10 protein-coding genes are annotated in these 21479 nt (G+C 46.1%); 7 read left to right on the forward strand and 3 right to left on the reverse strand.

Annotated elements, in window-relative coordinates; translation table 11 throughout:
• The first annotated feature begins 388 nt into the window (after positions 1 to 388).
• Complete coding sequence (locus SPB21_RS13545; RefSeq protein ID WP_163664879.1) at positions 389 to 2182, forward strand: asparagine synthetase B family protein; 1794 nt, start codon at positions 389 to 391, stop codon at positions 2180 to 2182.
• 81 nt (positions 2183 to 2263) lie between these two features.
• Here SPB21_RS13545 and SPB21_RS13550 read toward each other — a convergent pair whose 3' ends face one another.
• The gene (locus tag SPB21_RS13550; RefSeq protein ID WP_499866834.1) at positions 2264 to 4423 is read right to left on the reverse strand and encodes a protein kinase domain-containing protein; all 2160 of its coding nucleotides are present in this window, start codon (positions 4421 to 4423) and stop codon (positions 2264 to 2266) included.
• Between the two features lie 154 nt (positions 4424 to 4577).
• On the opposite strand from SPB21_RS13550, the gene SPB21_RS13555 reads away from it, so the two are divergent.
• The 6 genes from SPB21_RS13555 (at position 4578) to SPB21_RS13580 (ending at position 17705) form a co-directional block, all read left to right on the forward strand.
• Complete coding sequence (locus SPB21_RS13555) at positions 4578 to 6029, forward strand: alpha-amylase family protein (protein ID WP_499866835.1); 1452 nt, start codon at positions 4578 to 4580, stop codon at positions 6027 to 6029.
• A gap of 26 nt (positions 6030 to 6055) precedes the next feature.
• The gene (locus SPB21_RS13560) at positions 6056 to 6430 is read left to right on the forward strand and encodes a RidA family protein (protein WP_163699238.1); all 375 of its coding nucleotides are present in this window, start codon (positions 6056 to 6058) and stop codon (positions 6428 to 6430) included.
• A gap of 473 nt (positions 6431 to 6903) precedes the next feature.
• Positions 6904 to 9222 carry a HEAT repeat domain-containing protein gene (locus SPB21_RS13565; protein ID WP_499866836.1) on the forward strand — a complete coding sequence of 773 codons (2319 nt, stop codon included), beginning with the start codon at positions 6904 to 6906 and terminating at the stop codon, positions 9220 to 9222.
• Positions 9223 to 9276: 54 nt separating this feature from the next.
• Positions 9277 to 11475, forward strand: coding sequence for a pentapeptide repeat-containing protein (locus SPB21_RS13570; RefSeq protein WP_499866837.1), 2199 nt, complete (start codon positions 9277 to 9279; stop codon positions 11473 to 11475).
• A gap of 191 nt (positions 11476 to 11666) precedes the next feature.
• On the forward strand, positions 11667 to 14963 hold the full coding sequence (locus SPB21_RS13575; protein WP_499866838.1) for a two-partner secretion domain-containing protein: 3297 nt from the start codon (positions 11667 to 11669) through the stop codon (positions 14961 to 14963).
• A gap of 105 nt (positions 14964 to 15068) precedes the next feature.
• Positions 15069 to 17705 carry a CHAT domain-containing protein gene (locus SPB21_RS13580; protein WP_499866840.1) on the forward strand — a complete coding sequence of 879 codons (2637 nt, stop codon included), beginning with the start codon at positions 15069 to 15071 and terminating at the stop codon, positions 17703 to 17705.
• Between the two features lie 64 nt (positions 17706 to 17769).
• On the opposite strand, the gene SPB21_RS13585 is transcribed toward SPB21_RS13580, so the two are convergent.
• Both SPB21_RS13585 and SPB21_RS13590 read right to left on the reverse strand, forming a co-directional pair.
• Positions 17770 to 18618 (reverse strand): XDD3 family exosortase-dependent surface protein, encoded by an 849-nt coding sequence (locus SPB21_RS13585; protein ID WP_250564955.1) that lies wholly within the window; start codon positions 18616 to 18618, stop codon positions 17770 to 17772.
• A 505-nt stretch (positions 18619 to 19123) separates the two neighbouring features.
• Complete coding sequence (locus SPB21_RS13590; protein WP_499866841.1) at positions 19124 to 20932, reverse strand: calcium-binding protein; 1809 nt, start codon at positions 20930 to 20932, stop codon at positions 19124 to 19126.
• Positions 20933 to 21479: the final 547 nt, after the last annotated feature.

Genomic DNA, 21479 nt, shown 5'->3' on the forward strand with positions numbered 1-21479 from the left:
ACGATAAGGATATATACTGTCTAGCCAAAAGATAACTATATATTAGGAATTATCAATAAATCATCTAATTTTCATCAGTAATCAGTTGAGCCTTACTCGCAATATGCAAGCATAGAATCATTTAACGGATACCACTTAAGCAGAACATCTTCCTCAGGAAAGGAATCTGAATTCAAGCTTTTTTCGCCTTCTTAGGCTAATCAAGGTTTTTGGGCCTAAGTTGGTGCCCGTTTAGAGCTAATTTTGCTCGCATAAGCTAAGTTTTTCTCTTTTTTAGCTAGTTCATCAAACAAACAGTAAATGATGTTAATTCCATAGCACTCAATATCCTCTTAAAGACTCTATCTATTGATTTTTTAAACCCAACTTATTAATTCAGACACCATCAATGAATATTTTCTTAATCGGATTAAACTGTCAAGATTACCAAATACCAAAAATATTGTCAGAGCTACTACAGCTAAAAGAATTTTTCCCTGAACTTGATCCGAATACCCTTTGGTCATTTAAGCAGAATAACTATCTTTTTACAGCCAATATTCATACATCTAGACATCTGATTGAACCAAAAGTTTATGTCAAGGAGACTGAGCAGGAAATTCTTTTATTTGACGGATGTATGATCAATCCAAGGGGTGATTTTAATGTCTACAACCTTGAGGAGCTTAACCAACACTGGCATAGCTTGAAAGATATTTTGGAAGGACAGTTTGTCATTGCCCGTATTCACAAAAACCTAGAAAGTTCATTAGAGATTATCAATGATCCCTTAGGGATGTATCAGGTCTATTACTTGAAACAGGGAAATCAGTGGTTTATTAGTAATAGTGTTTACTTGCTAAAACGTATCGGTCAAGTCAGTAAATTTGATTCGCTAGGGATCAGCCTTTATTTAACCTGGGGCTGGGCGTCTAGTGACCGCACGTTGAGAGAAGGCATTCAAGTATTGCCTCCTGGTCAACATTGGCAATGGCAAAAAGGTCACATAGAACCCCAAAAACACAAATATTTTCAGCGTGCTCGGCTTTCCCAACTACCTCAAACACACCTAACATCACAGCAACAAATACAAAGCCTTACCCACGATCTAGAGCAAATGATGAAAGCGCTAACGTATTCTTTTGGCGCTTCTGTATACTGCCCTTTAACCGCAGGTCGTGATTCTCGACTCCTGGCTTCTTTGCTTATTAAAAATAATATAGATGCAGAATTCTTTTCTCTAGTTACGTCAGAGGCAATTGATGTAGAAATCGCCAGCAAAATTGCTAAACAGTTCAAATTGAAATGGACTGTAATACAGGAAAAAAAGGAGCAAAATCTTCAAAGTTGGCTCGAAAGTGCTCAAAGGTGGATTACCAAGAGAGATGGCTTAATTTCCATCAGACAATTTCGCCCTAATGACCAGGCAGTGGACAATCAGCTAGGAGTTGTCTTAAATGGTGGCGGTGGCGAGATTGCTAGAGCGTATTACAGTAATGCAAAATTTTTCCTTCATCAAAAGAATTTTGACTATGTTTACAGGTATCTAAACGATGCCAAGCTTACTTGGCGGCGACACGATTTGCTACAGGATGAAATAGTACAAACTGCTGCTAAATATTTAAAGTGTTTTATCGAAACATCACTAGAAGAAGGCTTTAAATTAGTCGATATCCCCTGCGTTTTGTATACATATGAACGCGTTAGACGCTGGGCCGGCAGTAATTGCTCGTTGCACCCAGGTCATATCTCCTTTGCTCCCCTCTGTACTCGGCCTTTTATAAAAGCCGCTTACTCAATTCCAGCAAAACAGCGATATACAGAACCTCTACATTATCGAATCCTGAGTCTCTCACCCGAATTATGTAACATCCCTTTTGAGACTACATGGAAGATTCAACAATCAACTGTAAATTGTTGGTATGAAATCATTAGAAATTCTCTAGACTACAGATTAGTGAGAAAGATACGCCCCCGAAATAAAACAATACACAGGGCAGATTCAGAAACAGCTCAACTGATAGAAAACAAAAGGATTTACTTAAGAGACTATTGTCTAGACCACATTAATTCTCCCATTTGGGATTTTGTCAAACGTTCCGCTTTTGAGAAAATTATACCTAAACAGATAACTACACCAACACAGCGTCAGTTTACCGGCATGCTTTGGGACATCGCAACGCTGTTTCTACTATCAGAATAAATGTGCAAAATCATGGGCACTTCGACGCTGCATATGGCCCGAATCGCGCACCCCAGAGGTTAGCCCCAAAGAAGCGGGGGCCTATTTATTCCTGAGCCAAACTTTGATAGCGGGGGTTGTTCGACTAGCTGTAATAATTTGGTCGGACGACAACACCACCAAATGATCGATCAGCATGTTAAATCCAGTTAAGACCTGTTCTGCTGCACCAGTCTCTACATTCCAGATGCGTACGGTTTTGTCTGCGCTCCCCGTACTTAGAGTTCGACCATCTCGGCTAAAGACCATATCGTTAATAAAGCTGGTGTGGCCTGACAAAATGTGCAAGGGTTCACCAGTTTTGATCTGCCATTGCCGGATGGTGCCATCGGCACTGGCACTAAATAAAAATCGACCATCGGGACTAATGGCCAGGGCGTTAATAAAACTCTCATGCCCTTCCAGGGTGCGCTCCAGTTCACTGGTAGAAATGCGCCAAAGCTTAATGGTGCGATCGCTACCACCGCTAATGATGTATTGACCGTCCGATGTCACCACAAGACTATTGATGGTGCCCTGCTCAGTGGTTAGCGATTGCACCAAGTTTCCCGTGCTGGCCTGCCAAAGGTGAATCATGCCATCGGCCCCACCGCTGATCAGCAGCTGACCATCGGGCGTACGGGCAATGATATTGATGGGACCACTGTGGGCGTCAGATTCTTGCCAAAGGGGGTTGCCACTGGCAATGGTCCATACCTGGAGTGCGCCATCGGCATTACCGCTATAAAGCTGAGTTTCATCGGGGCTGAGCAGTACCGTATTGACGAAGCCCGTTTGATCGCCGAAAGTTTGCAGCACTTGTCCAGAGGTTAAATCCCACAGACGGATAGTCTTATCGGCACTGGCGCTGACCATCCGTAGACCATCGGCAAACATGAGCAAGTCGTTGATGGTACCGGTGTGGGCGGATAGGGTGCGCTGGAGTTGTACCTGAAGCTGTGTAGGGTCTGGTAGCTGGACTGGGATGGGTTCAGGCTTTAGGTAATGGCGGAGTGCGATCGCACTGCCACCGACTGCCAGTACCCCCATTAAAGCGACAACGACCCAGGGCCATCGCCGTTTTTGCTCCACTGGCAGCATCGTCTGCGGCAGGGTTTGCCACGATGGCGTGGTAATGCCCATTTGCAAGGCTGTCGCCTCTTTAGGGGGATGTGCACCGTTAGGCAGCGTGGTGGCGGGTAGCACTGGTGGGCCTGAGTCTGGTGGAGCAGCCCCCCGAGCAGTCAACGGCTCTAGCCGCCTCAGAATGTCTTGGGCCGTGGTCGGGCGATCCACCACCCGTGGAGCAATCATGCTATCGAGTAAATCCGCTAACCCAGCTGAGATTTGGGGTGCATAGGAGCGCCACTCAAACCGATTGTGTAAGGGATCGTAAAGGGCCGAATCTGTCGGTACTTTGGCGGTTAATAAATAAATCAGGGTGCGACCCAAAGCATAAAAGTCAGACTGGGGTACCGCCTGACCCTGTTCCTGTTCGGGCGGCGTATACCCAGCCGAGCTAATGGCTGTGACGAGGCCACCTTTGCTCACCTGATTTAAGTAAGTTTGGGTCATTTCCCGAGCGGCCCCAAAATCCACCAAGGCCAGCTGACCGCTTGTACGAATCATGACATTGTCAGGCTTGATGTCTCGGTGGAAGTAATTTTTCTGGTGAATCTGCTCCAGAATTTCCACTAGCTGGGTCAGCCACTGTAGCGCCTGCTGTTCACGGATGGGATGATTCCCCTGCTGTATCATCCACTGGGTCAGGTTGATACCGTCAATCTTTTCCATGACGATGCAGTGCAGCGGTTCAGTCATGGTGGTGGGTGTCAGTGTGAAGTAGCCATCCTCAGTCATAAAAGGCACACCCGGATGTTTCAGCTGGATCAGTGTAGCGGCCTCCTGCTGAAACATGGACACAATTTTCGAGGTTTGGCTATGCTCAAGCCGCAGTATTTTTAGGATTTTAGGCAGGTCCCGCTCGTAGGCTTCGTAGACCATGCCAAAGCCGGTTTGGCTGCTCAGCAAGCGCATGACACGATAGCGCCCTTGTAAAAGGAGGGTTGTCCCACAAGCTTGACAGCTATTTACCTCACTATTGCCTGGGTGATCAGGCCGGGGACAATCGGGATTAATGCATAAACTCATCAGCCACCCTGAAAAACGACCTTGGTTATCCAGCCATTCCAGAACCACAAGGACGTAAATAAACTTGCCCATCCTCAGAAAGGATGCGCGGTCCTAGATAATGTACCATCCGCTACTCGGGAACCTGGTAGAAACCCTTGAATTTGAAGAGTTTATTCACCATGTCAAACGTAAAAGTAGCGGTGCTATAGCATTGTTCTGATTATCGTTGCTAACTCATGTCGCCATGTTTCGAAAATTGGCTACCTTTTGTCTGACTGCCGTCACGGTGGCAGTAACCGTCTTGTTATCGGCCAACCAGCCAGCCCAGGCTAATGTCATCCTGCATGCGTTTGATTGGAGCTATGCTACTGTGACGGAACGAGCCCCAGCGATCGCAGCTGCAGGCTATGGGGCTGTATTGGTCACGCCCCCTCTCAAATCACCGATCACACAGGAATGTCGATGGTATCAGCGCTATCAACCCCAAGATTTTAGGGTGATCAGTAACTGTGATGGGGATAAAGAGAGTTTTGTTGCCATGATTAATGCCTTATCGAAAGTGGGGGTGCTCACCTACGCCGATGTGGTGGTGAATCATATGGCGAATGAGCGCAATGGGTCGACCACCTTTCCTGGGATGGATGTATTAGATGAGTACGCTGAAGATCCTGACTATTGGGAAAGACAGCGACTATACGGTGACTTAGACGGTGGTTTGTTTAACTCCCAAGATTTTCATGCGCCCAAATGCATTCGCAACTATGGCAACCGCGATGAGGTCGTTAAGGGACGTATTTGTGGTGCAGGAGATGATCCCGGTTTACCTGATTTAAGAGATACCGTATCGGGAGATAACTGGGTGTTGGAGCAACGGAAACACTATGTTCAAACACTTTATGATCTGGGTGTACGTGGGTTTCGGGTAGATGCTGCCAAACATATGCCCAACGCAGCGATTCGATATTTTATCCCCGATGAGATTGCCAATAATACTCAAATTTTTGCAGAGATCATTACCACAGGGGGGGTGGGAGACCATGAATATAATTTGTTTCTGGAGCCCTATTTGAGAGAATTACCGGCTAGCTTTGCAGCCTATGATTTTCCGTTGTTGAATGCGATCAAACAAGCCTTTAGCGTTGGCAGGCCCCTATCGGAGATTGCACAGCCCTATGATACCGGTAATGCTCTAGAAAATAGCCGAGCTGTGACTGTGGTGACCACCCACGATATTCCCTATAACGATCCGTTTCGTTATTTGATATTAGACCCTGTAGATGAAGATCTGGCCTACGCCTACATTATGGGACGGGATGGTGGAACGCCCATGGTGTTTGATGATGGGACGACGGCTGATCCCCCATTTGGGCAGACGGATGGGGGTCGTTGGCAAGGGGTTTGGAATCGCGATCGCATGGTCCGCATGATCACGTTCCACAATCGTATGCAAGGCATCAGCATGGAGGTACTACACGCCGATGACTGCACCCTCCTATGGCGACGCGAGGAAGAAGGTATTGTTGCTATCAACAAATGTGAAGAGCCTCGAAAGATTACCGTAGATACGCAGTTTAAGTTTAAGTGGTTTCATCCTTATCAAGATAGTCTGACAGAGGACCCGCCGATTGAAATTACGGAGTCTTCATTTACATTTGAAGTACCTGCACGCAGGGCTCGTATGTGGTTTGCGATTTGATTAAAACTGATTTTGGGATAAGTTAGATGGCAATTGAACGGAAAAACTATGACCATTTAGGTCCGGTTGTAGGACCTTATTCCCATGCAGTAAAGCATAATGGGACGCTCTATGTGTCTGGGACAACGGCATTTGGCTCACCCGCTCAGGGACAGTCCATTGATCAGCAGGCGGAGTTTATTTTCTCTCAGTTAGGCAAGTTAGCCAAGGTTGAGAATACGAGTTTGGCATCGTTGTTGAAGGTGACAATTTTTGTGACTGAGCTAGAAGGGATTGATGGATTACGACAGGTGTTGTTTCGTCATTATGGCGAGCATTTACCTGCTAGTTCTTTGGTACAGGTGAAGAGTTTGTTTTCACCGGAGGTATCGATCGAAATTGAGGCAGTGTTTGCTATCTAGAGTGCTCAAAACAGATCTTCTTTGGAGGTGAAGCATTGACACCATAAATTATTGCGCTGATCAGAAACAGGATTTTGGGTACGGACTTAGTTTAAGAATTTAGTTGTTTATCACATTTTTAGAGAAATTAAATACATAATCGAAATACCGATAAAAGTCGTTTAACGGACGAAAATGACTATAGTCGGTAGAATTCGGGCATCGTACCAAGGGGTGTATCGATTATGTATCTGGCGCATCTATGGCTTAAAGTCATTATCAGTTTTATCTGTATAGTTGGTCAATCATTAGGCCTAATGCCTAGATCGCTTGGTATAAAATCACATTTGACGCAAACACAGATTGTTCAACAATCTATTGAGCAAAAATGTATAAATGAAAATATTAGAGCCTTACTAGAGCAGTCAAATGATCTAAATCCCACGTCATTTAAATCCATAGCTGATTGTGGTCCCCAAGCAGTTCCGGCTTTGATGGCTATCTTGGAGGGTGAGGATAGTGACCTGACTCGCCATGCAGCCCAGGCCTTGGTTAATATTGGATCTGATGCACTGCCTGGGATGATAGAGGTTTTGCAAGAAAATACTTTAGTGATTGGCGATCGCGATGCGTCATGTGACACCACCGCCGCATATACAAATATTTTCTCTTGTTGGGCAGATAATGATTTACTAGTGCAAACAACCGTTGTTGCACTAATAAAGAATCTACAAGATGAAAATATAACTGTGCGTAATGGTGCAGTTCAGGCCTTGGGAGCCATTGGGCCACCGGCCTATGCTGCGGTGCCAGTTATGATTGAGACTCTTCAGGACGGTGATGAGCTGGTTCGTGAAAATGTGGTGATCACCTTGGGACAGATTGGTCCTGAGGCTCGTGATGCTGTGCCAGAATTGATTGAAGCGTTTCAAACCCAAGATTTAGACCTTAGCGTCCATGCTGCCAACGCTTTAGGTCAAATTGGTCCTGATGCCCGTGATGCTGTGCCTGCAATCATTACAGTACTTGAAGATCAAGACTCAGATATTCGTGCCATCGCTGCTGAAGTCTTGGGTGAAATTGGCCCCGATGCGCATGCAGCCGTGCCAGCCCTGATTGCAGCACTGTCAGATCAAAATGTTTTTCTTCGTCGTAGGGCTGCTAACGCTTTAGGTGAGATTGGCCCCGATGCCCGTAATGCGGTACCGGCCCTGATCAATGCACTTCAAGATAGTGACGATGTGGTGCAGAGCAATGCTATGACTGCGTTGGGCAATATCGGCCCTGATGCTGAGGCAGCAGTGTCTGCATTGATTACAGCTGAGGCAACATCAGCGTTGAGTCAAATAGGCCCTGCGGCTATTACTGAATTGATTAAGTCCCTAGAGTCTGATGATATAACCATTCGTAGAAATGCGGCATTTATTTTAGGAGAGATTGGGCCAGAGGCACAGGCGGCTATTCCCGCTTTAACCAAGACACTGCACGGGAAAGATGCTAAATTGCGAGGACTTTCTCTGTTCACACTGGCTACACTTTCTACCGATGAGTCAAGTGTGATTGATGGTTCAAGCATTGTGCCTGAACTCAGGGATATGTCACGAGATAACAATGCTGATCTACGTATCCTGGCTCTTTATGCTTTAGGAGAAATAAGCGATTCACAAGCACTCGCTGATGCTTTAGTGGAGGCGTTTAAAAGTGATGATGTTGATATTCTCCTGACAGCTGTTGACGTTATGAGCTATACAGATCCAGCTGTACTGATGGCACATCCGTCTGTTGTTACTGCGTTCCAAGCGGCTTTGCCTAGCTTATTAGACAATGAATTTTTAACGTTTGAGTTGAGGCAAAACTTGAAAAGTATTGGTGCTCCAGCAATGCCGACATTGGTTGAACTATTGCGAGATAATAATGAACTGGTGGCAAGGAATGCAGCGACGGCTTTAGGAGAAATTGGACCGGATGCGCGTACAGCTGTGCCAGTGTTGATCAATCTGCTGCAGGATGAAACGTCAAATATGCAAAACTATGCAGCTATTACACTGGGAGGCATTGGTCCCGACGCCCAGGCAGCTGTTCCAGCGCTGACGCAACTGCTACAGAGTGAGGATTCAAACCTCCGTAGTTCTGCTGCTGCAGCTTTAGGGGATATTGGTCCAGCTGCCCGTACGGCTGTGCCAGCACTGATTGAACTTCTAGAGCGTGAGAGCTTATATTCTGTGCAGAGCCCGGCTGCCTATGCGTTAGGGAATATCGGCCCTGATGCCTATGCTGCTATTCCAGTATTGCTTGAGCTATCACTGTCCCATGAGTCTCCCTATGCGTTAGCGAAGATCGGCCCTACGGCGGTTCCAGCTTTAATTGAGGCGCTTGATAGTAGCAATGTGGATCAGCGCGAAACGGCTGCCAGCGCGTTGGGCAAAATTGGCTGGGATGCCAAAGCGGCGGTTCCAAAGTTACTGAAGTTACTGGAGAATGAAGGCGGCAGTCTTCGCTGGCGAGTTACCCATGCATTAGGGCAGATTGTTCCTCAAGAACAGGCAGCCATTGATGTATTGATGCAGGTACTTGAAGAAGACGATGATGGCTGTTGTTCACCATCTACTCAAGAGTCTGCTGCCTATGCGTTACGGCGAATAGGACCACCGGCTTTTTTGGCAGTCATTAAAACGCTTCAGGATGGCGACACCCCTGCTCGGTATGGGGCGACTCAGGCTTTCAAACCGCTGGATATTAGTTCTACTACCTCCGGTTCTAGACAGTTCAGGAAACGAGTAAGACAGGTGCTCAATCGGATTAGGGGGAATTGACATACATTTAATAAATTTTCCTCCAGGGTTTTGGGGTGACAGGAGTACTTTTACATGGTTCAAGATTATTCCGCTTCTAATCTATCGGGACGCAATTTTAGGGGCCAAAATCTTGCCAATGCTGATTTTAGTAAGTCTAATTTGCGGGGGACTAATTTTTCGAATGCTATTTTGATTGGAGCAAATTTCAAAGAAGCTAACGTGGGTCTGCCCTACCTATGGAAAGCTGTATTTAGTTTTCTGACTGTTTCTCTAGCCTTGGTAGCTGGCACCCTAATCGGTTTCTCGGCTGTCTATTTTGTGGATGTGCTACTGGCCTCTCGAGATCTTGAAGAACTGATTGTTTCTGCTATTGTTCCGTCCTTGGCCTTAGGTCTGTTTATCTTTATTACCCTGACTCGCGGTATTGGCATAACCCTAGGATTGACAAGCATTTTTATTGCTGTTGTCATTGTGATCGGTATTGCTGTGGTCAGTCATGGCACCAAAGCCGAAGGGCTAATGACTCTGATTGTATTGCAAGCGGTTGCGATCGCAGGCATCGGTGCAGGAGTGTTGCTCACAGCCATAGCAAGCGCGGTAGGAAGTGCTGCTGTTGGACAGTTGTCATCCGCCATTAGCATCCTGACTACAGTGAGTATAGGCTCGTTCTTAGGATGTTTTGCCGGTATCCAAGGAATTCCCGAAGACGAATTAGGTAATATCCTGCTCATAGTGATTCCACTAATATTGATTTTATTTGCTTTAGGGGGTTATATCAGCTACCAAACAACAAATTTAAAGCTGCCAAAAAAGGACAAACGATTTTCTATTTTAAAGAAAATCTCCATTGCTGTTGTTAGTGCCAGAGGAACGAAGTTTAGAGGTGCAAATTTAACAGAAGCCGATTTTAGTCAAGCACTGCTGACCAATGCCGATTTTAGGCGAGCGACTCTCACACGCACCTGTTGGTTAGATGCTAAGGGCATTCATTTAGCGCGAGTTGAAGGAACATATTTAAATCATCCAGTGATTCGGCGGCTAGTGATCTCAAGGAAAGGTCAGGGACAAATTTTTGATGGTCTTGATTTAACCGGTTTGAACTTACAGAATGCTCTCCTGATCGATGCTAGTTTTATTGGTACAAAACTAAATGAGACTAATTGCCAAGGAGCGGATTTATCGAGATCTAAGTTGGTTCAGGCGCAACTTTACGGCACAAATCTCCGCTCTGTCTGTATGACGGGGGCATACATTCAGGACTGGGCAATCTCCACAGATACTCAATTTGACGATATTAAATGTGAGTATGTCTATATGCATTTGCCCACAAAGGACGATCCTGACCCCTATCGTAAACCTGATGATAGGAGAGAAAACTTTGAGGATGGAGATTTTACAGCATTTATTACGCCAATTGTTAAGGTTCTTGACCTATACCGACAGCAAAATGTTGATCCTCGAGCCATAGAGACAACCTATAAGACAATTGATCTTTTTCACCATGATGGCATTGATCCTGGTGCTGCAGCCTTAGCATTGCAACAGCTTTCCGAACAATATCCAGAAGCTGGCATAGAGGTTGTATCGTTGGAAGGGCGAGGGAATGAGAAGGTGCGAGTACAGGCGCGGGTAACGGACCAGGCCAATCGCTCTCATTTGAGCATGGAATATTTTGATAAGTATAATGAGCTTACGTCTTTATCCTATGGCAATTTGCAATCGCTGCTGGCAAGCAGTGCAGAGAAGGATGAAAGAATCTGCAGTTTAGAGAGCATGTTAGTGACGGCTCTTAATAGCGAGAAGTTTTATGTTGAAACGTACTGTAATGTAGGTGATACCGTGGCTGAGAAGAAATCAATCAATATTAAAGCGGGTGGTGATGTCAGTAACATCAGTGGACTGGTTGCTGGTGATGTTGAGGGCGTTCTAAATTTAGGAACTATCAGTGGTAATGTGAAAAACTCAATTAATAAGCTTGCCGATTCATCAAAACCCAACGAACCTGGTTTAAAAGAATTATTGCAACAGTTGCAAAATGCCATTGAAAGTGAACCCGAACTCTCTGATGAAGATAAGGTTGAAGCCTTAGAGCAGGTAGAAGTTTTAGCTGAAACGGGTCAAAACCCAGGTGATGGTGGTATGAAAAAGCTGGCAAAGACGGCCATGAAGATACTTAAGGGAACAATGGCAGGCTTGTCAGGCACTGCTCAACTAGTGCAAGACTGTTCTAGTGTTTTACCGGCCATTGCTGCGTTACTGACGTTAGTCTAGAGTTGACTTTCCCTACTTTCTGAATCATTTGAAACCGCCAAAAAATAGAAAAGCTAGGGGTTTTGAAGACTGAATCACCAGTTATCACACCTTTAATTGTTAATAATGTAAATTAGGCCTCTATTCTTTCAAATAAGTCGCTGGTATGCTGCTTGTATAGACATACATATCCTGGGTGAGGAGTGTGGTGCATGTTTCCTAACTGGCAGGGCTGGAAAAAGAGTGCTGGCCTCATCGGCACAACCCTAGTGACGCATATCGTTTGTCAGATTGCACTGCCAAACACTGTAGTGGCTCAGATTATTCCTGATCCTAGTCTTGGATCTGATAGCTCAGAATTTAATGCCAACCGAAACCGCATTCAAGGTGGGGCCGTTCGTAACGATACGTTACTGTTCCATAGCTTTCAAGAATTTAATGTTCCGGAGAACGAACGCATCCAGTTCTCTGTGGACGATGATATTGAATCTATCTTTACCCGAGTTACTGGTAGTAATCGCTCTGAAATTCTTGGCGAAATTCGGATTCGTAATGATGGTGATGCAAACCTATTTCTCCTTAATCCCAACGGAGTTTTTATTGGCCCTGACGCAGAGTTAGATATTGAAGGCTCATTTGTGGCCACCACTGCCGATGGTATCGAATTTGGAGACTTTACCTTTAGCGCCGCAGACGGTGGTAATGCACTTCCCGATGGCAATCTACTCGTTATACGGCCATCAGCATTACTCTTTAATGCACTACCCGAACCGATCACTGTTCAATCTGACCTGAAGCTTAAAAATGAAATGCAGCTTCAACTGGTGGGTGGCGACATTACCCTTGAAAGGCTTGGCAGGGGAGATATAGAACTTCGCACTCGCGGCGGTATTATCGAAGTTCTGGCACTTGATGCCCCTGGGCGTGTCAGTTTTGTTGACGGTAGATTGGACGTTCCTGATAACATTAGCCGAGCTGATATCACCCTGGATGATGCTGAAATTAATGTTGAAGGTAGGGGTGATGGTGATATTAATCTCTACGGAGATAGGATCACTTTACAGGATAGTACCCTCAAGGCTGGACTCCGGGGCAATCGTAGTACCGTAGATCGCCAAGTAGGGAATATTGTTGTGGATGCTACAGATAGTATTGTTGCAACTGAATCAACGATACGCAGCAATATCGATAGTGGTACCGAAGGTGTTCGTGGCAATATTAGACTCCACTCTGACGGTGATATTCGACTCTTGTTGACCGAAATTAATACTGAGGTAAAGGGGACAGAGATCACTCTTCCTGACGAATCGGCTGATGTGGGGAGTATTACGCTGACAGCTCTAGGAGACTTAATTGTAGATACGTCAAGAATTGGTAGCTCTATTAATAAAATCGGCAGCAGTACCCGTGAAGGAGAGAACCCATCGGGTAGTGTGACGGTGAATGCAGCTTCGTTACTGATGAGAACGGCTGAAGGCACATCTACGTCTGATCAAGCGCGTATCTCTACGAGTACCAATGGAAATGGGGATGGTGGCGTTGTCACCATTAATGTGGGTCGCCTGACCATGATTGGTCCTGGCCGGTCTGGTTCTAGTGGGATTTCTTCTAGCTCTAGCAGTCGAGCGACTGGTGATGCTGGCTCTGTTTTGATTACGGTTACAGGCCCCATGCTGATGACTCAGCGTGGCAAGATTGAAACCGTTATCCAGGGTCGGTCTTTACTTCCTCGCCGGGGTGGCAATGTTGTGATTCGTGCCGAATCCTTACGTGTGCTAGATAACAGTGCTATTTCTGCGCGTAATACAACCGTGGGTGAAGCTGGCAACATTGTTATCACGCTCGATCAGGCGTTAGAGGTAAGTGGCAGCAGCTCCATTAACGCGTTTACTCGTAGGTTTCGAGATCCGGATGCTGCGCCTGACGATATAGGGGGCAGCATCGAGATCAACGCTGATACCGTTTCGTTATCTCAACAGGGCAAGATTGAGGTTTCAACAGAGGGTGAAAATACTGCGGGGCGCATTGATATTACAGCGAATACGGTTAATATCAGCGACCAGTATATTTTAGGAGAAACCCGCACCCCATCCAGCGGCTTGTTTAGCCGCAGTTTGCCCACAGCTACAGGGGCTGGGGGAGATATTATTGTCACGGCTGATCTGCTGCGGGTGCAGGGCAATGCAGTTATTAATACGAGTACCGAAAGTGACTTACGCGGTGGCGATATTGATATCACGGCTAATCGGGTGCAGTTGCTGGATGGTGGGCAGCTAGTGGCCTCTACCTTTGATGATGGTGAGGCTGGAAGTATTGAAGTGACTGGCTTAGAACAGATTTTAATTGCAGGCGAAGATCCTAGTTTTGGTCAACAGGTTGATAATGCAGAACGTCTCTTCGGAGAAGGTGATATTGACAATATAAGGGATGCGATTAATCGTGAAGGGGCTAATGGTTTGGCGCTGAATAATTCTGACAATCCAGCGCCAAGTGGGATTTTTACGGTTACTGAAGGATCGGGTAACGCTGGTAGTGTAATTCTTAGAGAAGCCTCTGATCGTACCCTGAATATCTTAATGCGAGATCGAGCTGCCATCAGTGCTCGGGCGCTAAACCAGGGAGATGCTGGAGACATTACTGTGGATATTTCTGGAGACCTGAGCGTTGCCAATAGCGATATTCGTACCGATGCCGTTAAATCTGCTGGTGGATTTATTGATATTGGTGCTGGCAGATTGTTGATCATGGATGGTGCAACTATTGGTGCCCAAACCTCAGGACCAGGGGATGCTGGGGGTATTATTATTGATATCGTGGGGCCATTAGAAATTTCTGACAGTGATATTCGTACCGATGCTGCTGAAGCCGCTGGAGGCAGCATTAATATTGGTGCTAGCACAGTTTTAATGACGGGGGATGGTGATATTCGCACCAACGTTGCTAGCGGTGCTGGTAATGGTGGCAACATTGTTGTTTTTGCCGAGGTTTTAATTGCTCTGGATGACAGTGATATTCTTGCCTTTGCTCAAGATGGTGCCGGAGGAAATATTACCTTGCCTATCTTCTTTGGCCAGAACTTTGTGCCGTCATCATCTGGCGATGGTCCTAATAACCTGGATCTCAATGGTCGTGTGGATGTTAATGCTAGTGGCCAGCTTTCTTCTGGTGTCATTACTTTTCCCGACGTTAGCTTTATCGAAAATAGCCTGACAGAACTACCTGACACCTTGATTGATACTGAATCTTTAGTGGCCACTAGCTGTATCGCTCAGGTGGCGCAAAGCGGCGGCAGTCTTGTGGTAACGGGTGCTGATGGTATTCCGCTACAGCCTGGCAATAGAGGCATTGCCATTATTCAGACAAATACTGTGCGGACGCTATCGAATAGTGCTACGGCAGCTTCAGTAGAGGCTGAAAGCCGGACACTGGGAACTCCCATTGCGGAGCCCCAGGCTGTTTATCAATTGTCTGATGGTCGTTTGGTGTTGAGTAAAGATTGCGAGGGGTAGTTTTATGGCGTTGCTTATCCCTCTTTAAATATATTATGTAGCACTGCTAATTGGATCCAGATACTCTCCCATAAAATCTAGATGCGACTTCTGCCAATCTGTACTATGTTCCCCAACTTACGTAAACCGCAGCTGCGAAAAATTCTTGTAGCACTCTGTATTGTTAGCTTTACGTTGTGTATTTGGTTCAATGGCTTATGGGTGCCACAGCGGGTGGCCCAGGCGATTGATATTCCTGGACTGGTGCAAAGTGGTGTCGATGACTATAGGGCAGGGGAGTATAACCGTGCGATCGCAACCTGGCAACAAGCCTTAGATGCTGTTGATCCTGATAATCTCACACACCAGAGTATTCTGCTAGAAAACCTGGCCCGTGCCCATCGCCAAATTGGACAATTTTCCCAGGAGATCACCTATTGGGAACAGACCATTGATCGCTACGAACAACTGGGCGATTTACAAGCATTAAGCCGTTCTCTAACCGAGCAAGCCCAGGCCTATAATCAGCTGGGACAGCATCGCCGGGCGCTAGCGCTATTATGTGGAGAAACCATTACCGATTGTAACCAGGGGAGTGCTCTCCAGATTTCCCAGGCACTTACCGATGCAGGGGGAGAAGCTGCTGCCCTAGGCAGTCTTGGAGAAACCTATCGCCTGACTGGTAACTATGAACAGGCGATTGTTGCCCTTAACCAAAGCCTCACGGTGATTGATGTGGTGGGCACAGATCGTTTCAATGCTAGGGCTGCGGTGCTTAACAGTTTGGGTAATACCTATGCCGCCCAAGCCCAGGTGAGCCGTCGCCGTGCTGAATCCGCTGATACCCAAGGAGACCTGCGGGCTGTTGGGGAGCTGACCGCACGGGCCAATACCCAAACTCAGCAGGCGGTTAAATTTTTGCGGCAGAGCTACAATGCTGCAAAAAACACCAGTGGCGTCGCTGCCCAGGTGCGATCGCTACTTAATCTGATTCCCCTTTACCAATCACTCAACCAGGCCAACGACGTATCTCAGGCTCAACAAACGACCCGCAGTTTGATTGCCAATCTGCCAGACTCCCAAGAAAAAGTGTTTGCCATCTTAACCCTGGCCGGTTATTTGGAGCCTCAGTCAACACGGCAATGCCCTAGTGCGACGGTTGTTGCTCAGCAAACTGAGCTATTGGAGAATGGGATCGCAATTGCGAGAACCATCCAAAGTGCTCGGGCTGAATCCTTTGCCCTGGGGCAGCTTGGCAACCTATATGAACGTTGTGGAGACGACACAAAAGCTCTAGAATTAACCCGGCAGGCACGTTTGGTGGCAGACCAGGACCGGTCTTCTCAAGATAGTTTATACCTGTGGGCCTGGCAGCAGGGTCGAATTCTTGAAGCCCAGGGTAATTCAGAGGCAGCTAAAGTAGCTTACACGCAAGCCCTGGAGATTCTCGATGCTATCCGCAGCGATATTCTCAATTCTAATCAGGAGTTACAGTTTGACTTTCGCGATCGCGTAGAGCCCATTTACCGAGAATTTGCCTCCCTCAAGCTTCAGGAGTTACCCACCTCCGTACCCATCTCCAAAGATGTGGAATCTAAGAGTGTGGATAGTGTTCTAGCCACCTTAGATTCTCTCAAACTGGCAGAACTGCAAAACTATTTTGCCAATGATTGTGTCATTGTCCCCAATGCCACACGGGTGGATACGGTGGGTGAAAAATTGGCCACGGCGGTGATTAGTACTGCAATTTTACCTAACCGCACGGCGATTATTGCCAGCTTTCCCAACGGTCAACAACAGATCGAATGGATCAACATCAAACAAGAGGACCTGGTTGAGGAAATCAATGGACTACGATTTGCCCTAGAAGATAGCAGGCGATTCACTCGCGCCAATGCCTATAAAGCTCCATCTCAAAAGCTGTATGACCAATTGGTTCGTCCCTTTGAAGCGATGCTAAATCAGCTACAGGTCAATGAGCTTGTGTTCATTAACGATGGTATTTTGCGCAGTATTCCCATGGCCGCTCTCTTTGATGGGCAACAGTTTTTAATTGAGAAATTTGCGATCGCAACCACACCAAGTTTGACGCTAACGGATCCCAATATGTTGAATCGCAATAATCTCAATGCCCTTATTCTGGGATTGAGCGAAGAATCCTATGTCAATGATCAATACTTTCAGCCCCTCAGTGAAGTGGATGATGAAGTGGCCACAGTCAACGCTCAATTTCCTGGCAGTAAAGTATTGCGCAATAAAGAATTTTCAGAAACTAACCTGCGTAAAGCATTACAGGATAAAAGTTACCGGATTTTGCACATTGCCACCCACGGTAGTTTTGGAGCCGAGCCCAAAGACAACTTTATTGTCACTGGGCAAAAGATTGACGAGAGAAACCATAAGGCTCTAACCATTAGTGAACTGGATGCTCTGATTCGGAGTGTTTCGTCCATCGATAGCGAGCCCATTGACCTGCTGACGTTGACGGCCTGTGAAACCGCTATTGGTGATGGTCGGGCTACTTTAGGACTGGCCGGTGTGGCTGTGCGGGCGGGGGTGAGAAGTGCGATCGCGTCCCTATGGGCGGTTAATGATGCGGCTACAGCTGACCTGATTACTCGCTTTTATAAGCATCTCCTGGATCCCAATCTCAGTAAAGCAGAAGCTCTCCGTACCGCTCAACTGGAGATTATTCAAGCGGGTGAATATTCTAAAAGTCCCTATTATTGGGCTCCCTTTATTTTGATTGGTAATTGGCTGTAGGAAAGATGGCCGTGGAGCCGATTGTTTATAGGGGAGTAGAGAATGCTTCGTATCACTTTTTGATTTAAGAGTGTGACTCAGACCTGCGAAGCCTAAGACTTGCTAAGAACCCAACAGCAGCGAAACTAAGAACCGCAGAAGGCTCAGGAACATCTTGAGTAGTATGCTCAGGATTTAGGTTGCCCATTAGGGCAATACCGTCGTTTGCACATTCCATTAGTAATGTTGCAATAAACTCTCCCCCTGGCAATAGAGAACGGTTAAATCGGAAGGTGTGGGTATCGCTACCAACGGCATCAAAATGCCCAAAATTTAGCCCTGCTGCTGCTGCATCCTGGTCTGATAAAAAGTCAATGCTGCCCAATAACGTTCCATCTGCAATGGATGTTAGTACAGCGTCAGTTTCACCCATATAGTCATAGGCTTGTTGTTTAGTGGTCAGGTCACCCATGGTATTTTGGCGTTCCCAACCGTATTGGTAATATTGCTTCAAGTGCTGATATCCTGCATTGCTTTGAGTGACCGATTGAGCGGTTACATTACCAAAAACACCCACTTGATCAACACCGGAATCATTGGTGCCAGCAAAGCGTACGCCGAATAGAGAACCGTTAGCAGTATTAATATCGTCACCAGTGACATTGAAGAGCAGATCTCCCCACCCCACGTTGCCATCAGCTGCACCATGATAACTGTTGCCAGTCAGAGGGCTCCCACCACTCACTGACACATAAACATGGTCTTGAGTCTCTTTGATGGCCAGGCCTCGAATTTCATAGGGATTGCCGCCAGAGCCATCGGTAAATGCATCGATACTATAGTTCCAACCTTGGTGGAATGTACTGGCATGGGCTGCATGGGGAACGGTGAGGCTGAGTAACGCCGAACCAATCAGTAAAGCTAAGCCTTTCATAGGAGTGCAGTTTCAGTATCTAGCGAAGAGTCTTGTGATAAAAGTCACACTATAGGTATAACTCCGTCACCTAGGTGTCGCCTTCCGCCATACGGCCTTACTGTTACTTAGGTGTCAGAGTCACGTCTTTCGTAAAATCACTGACTTAATGGTTAAAAAAATAACCAAATTGAAAAGGCTAATTAAAGCCACATAAAGCAATTATTGAATAGACTATTCAAGCGGACATTAACACCCTTAAACACCCCTAGGGAGAAGGCGTAGGTATCTGTAGTGTCAGCATTACTTACGCCACGGCGTGATGAATTAGCGATTTGAACATCACTGGCGTCAAATACCCTGTTATCATTACCATCAAGGAAGCATCACTCAAATGTGTGCCAAATGTCATACCAGCATATGAGATCCCGCAGAGTCAAAAACCTGGCATATTCATGCCAGGTTTTTTAACTTCGAGCTTTTAAGTCAATAGACTAATCAGATTGAATGTGGGTTTTGACAAAGATTACACATAGACAATGTTGTCTTTTAATTCAGCATATGTAACGTTTTCAACGACCGCTGCCCAGTCATTTGTGCCCCGATATTTAATAATGACATCTCCATTTTGTTGATGGAATGAGTAGCGATCGCTCTTGCCTAATTGAATCGTATCTAACTCATGGCCAACAATATGAAAATGATCATTCACATGGCCAAAGAAGTCTTTAATAGTAGCGTAACCGCTGCCCTTATATTCACTTCCAATGACAAACTTGTCACGATCGGTGTTACTACCTTTACCACCGTAGAGGATATCATAGCCACCCCCACCAACTAGGACGTCACTACCTTTGTTCCCTATGATGGTATCGTTGCCAGCTCCGCCATACATGGAATCGTTACCGTGTCCACCATTAATGTAGTCATTGCCGTACCCACCATACATAGAGTCATTACCGTAGCCACCATACATGGAGTCGTGACCACTATAACCATACATGGAGTCGTGGCCATTTAGGCCAGACAGTACATTGTTGTAGTTGTTGCCTCTCAACACGTTGCTGTAGCTGTTGCCAGTTCCTCGGTAGGCACTGCCCGTCAGTGTTAAGTTCTCTACATAGTTTCCAAGGGTGTAGCTAACGGATGATTTTACAGTGTCAATACCCTGGCCAAAATATTCAACAACTTTGTCAAAGCTGCTGTTAACAACATAGGTGTCATTGCCATACCCACCGTACATGGAATCGTTGCCGTACCCACCATCCAGGTAGTCATGGCCTCCATAGGCATAGATAGTGTCGTTGCCACTATAGCCGTACAGTGCATTATTGTAGTTGTTGCCTCTCAACACGTTGCTGTAGCTGTTGCCAGTTCCTCGGTAGGCACTGCCCGTCAATGTTAGGTTCTCTACGTAGTTTCCAAGGGTGTAGCTAACGGATGATTTTACAGTGTCAATACCCTGGCCAAAATATTCAACAACTTTATCAAGGGTACTGTTAACAACATAGGTGTCATTGCCATACCCGCCGTACATGGAATCGTTGCCGTGCCCACCATCCAGGTAGTCATGGCCTCCATAGGCATAGATAGTGTCGTTGCCACTATAGCCGTACAGTGCATTGTTGTAGTTGTTGCCTCTCAACACGTTGCTGTAGCTGTTGCCAGTTCCTCGGTAGGCACTGCCCGTCAGTGTTAAGTTCTCTACATAGTTTCCAAGGGTGTAGCTAACGGATGATTTTACAGTGTCAATACCCTGGCCAAAATACTCAACAACTTTGTCAAAGCTGCTGTTAACAACATAGGTGTCATTGCCGTACCCGCCGTACATGGAATCGTTGCCGTACCCGCCATCCAGGTAGTCATGGCCTCCATAGGCATAGATAGTGTCGTTGCCACTATAGCCGTACAGTGCATTGTTGTAGTTGTTGCCTCTCAACACGTTGCTGTAGCTGTTGCCAGTTCCTCGGTAGGCACTGCCCGTCAGTGTTAAGTTCTCTACATAGTTTCCAAGGGTGTAGCTAACGGATGATTTTACAGTGTCAATACCCTGGCCAAAATACTCAACAACTTTGTCAAAGCTGCTGTTAACAACATAGGTGTCATTGCCGTACCCGCCGTACATGGAATCGTTGCCGTACCCGCCATCTAGGTAGTCGTTGCCATACCCACCATTGAGGTAATCGTTTCCAGCATAGCCGTACATAGTGTCATTACCATTGAACCCATAGATGTTGTCATTAAAAATAGTTCCATAAAGACTGGAGCGGAAAATGAAGGGAAAACCATTAAAAGTGCCGTTGTCATTGTAGTTAGTGCCGTAGATATTAGCCATGTTTTCCTCAAAATGAATGAATGGAATTAGATGCTTTACTCACACGACCCAGGGAACCTGAAGAGATTAAAGAGAAAATTCTTTTACTGTATCAAATATCTCTTCTTGTCTTTGGGGTGGCTCTCAACTGAACCATCTAAAGAATAGGGTGAGAAAAACTTTCAATCACCGGGTTTTCCTATAAGCTTCAACGACAAATCATGAGAGGCTCCTTGACGAAAAGTGCAAGAGTCCTTTCCAGTTTTAAAATAAGCGAATTTCTTCCTAGATCTTCAAAGTAAAAACGTCTGGAACGTGTATCGCCCAGACGTCAATTTCGAATATTAAATTGGTTGAATTAACAGTCGTTTACCTACTCTGACCAGTCAACAATCGTTTCCCAATCATCGATCCCCACAGCTGAACAGATTCCAATAAAGCTATCTACACAAATACGATTTTTACGCCAGAATCGTTTCAGTGTAGATTCACTGATAAAGGCTAAGTGGTACCAAACCTTAGAATTTTTGGCCCAGCCTTTTCGTTTACGTGCTTGATCAATTGTACG

Source organism: Leptothoe sp. ISB3NOV94-8A (genome assembly GCF_043421595.1).
Taxonomy (GTDB): domain Bacteria; phylum Cyanobacteriota; class Cyanobacteriia; order Phormidesmidales; family Phormidesmidaceae; genus Leptothoe; species Leptothoe turfae.

Coding starts and splice junctions, on each gene's coding strand:
- SPB21_RS13545 (WP_163664879.1), top strand. CDS start 389: ATGAATATTTTCTTAATCGGATTAAACTGTCAAGATTACCAAATACCA.
- SPB21_RS13550 (WP_499866834.1), bottom strand. CDS start 4,423: ATGGGCAAGTTTATTTACGTCCTTGTGGTTCTGGAATGGCTGGATAAC.
- SPB21_RS13555 (WP_499866835.1), top strand. CDS start 4,578: ATGTTTCGAAAATTGGCTACCTTTTGTCTGACTGCCGTCACGGTGGCA.
- SPB21_RS13560 (WP_163699238.1), top strand. CDS start 6,056: ATGGCAATTGAACGGAAAAACTATGACCATTTAGGTCCGGTTGTAGGA.
- SPB21_RS13565 (WP_499866836.1), top strand. CDS start 6,904: ATGGCTATCTTGGAGGGTGAGGATAGTGACCTGACTCGCCATGCAGCC.
- SPB21_RS13570 (WP_499866837.1), top strand. CDS start 9,277: ATGGTTCAAGATTATTCCGCTTCTAATCTATCGGGACGCAATTTTAGG.
- SPB21_RS13575 (WP_499866838.1), top strand. CDS start 11,667: ATGTTTCCTAACTGGCAGGGCTGGAAAAAGAGTGCTGGCCTCATCGGC.
- SPB21_RS13580 (WP_499866840.1), top strand. CDS start 15,069: ATGTTCCCCAACTTACGTAAACCGCAGCTGCGAAAAATTCTTGTAGCA.
- SPB21_RS13585 (WP_250564955.1), bottom strand. CDS start 18,618: ATGAAAGGCTTAGCTTTACTGATTGGTTCGGCGTTACTCAGCCTCACC.
- SPB21_RS13590 (WP_499866841.1), bottom strand. CDS start 20,932: ATGGCTAATATCTACGGCACTAACTACAATGACAACGGCACTTTTAAT.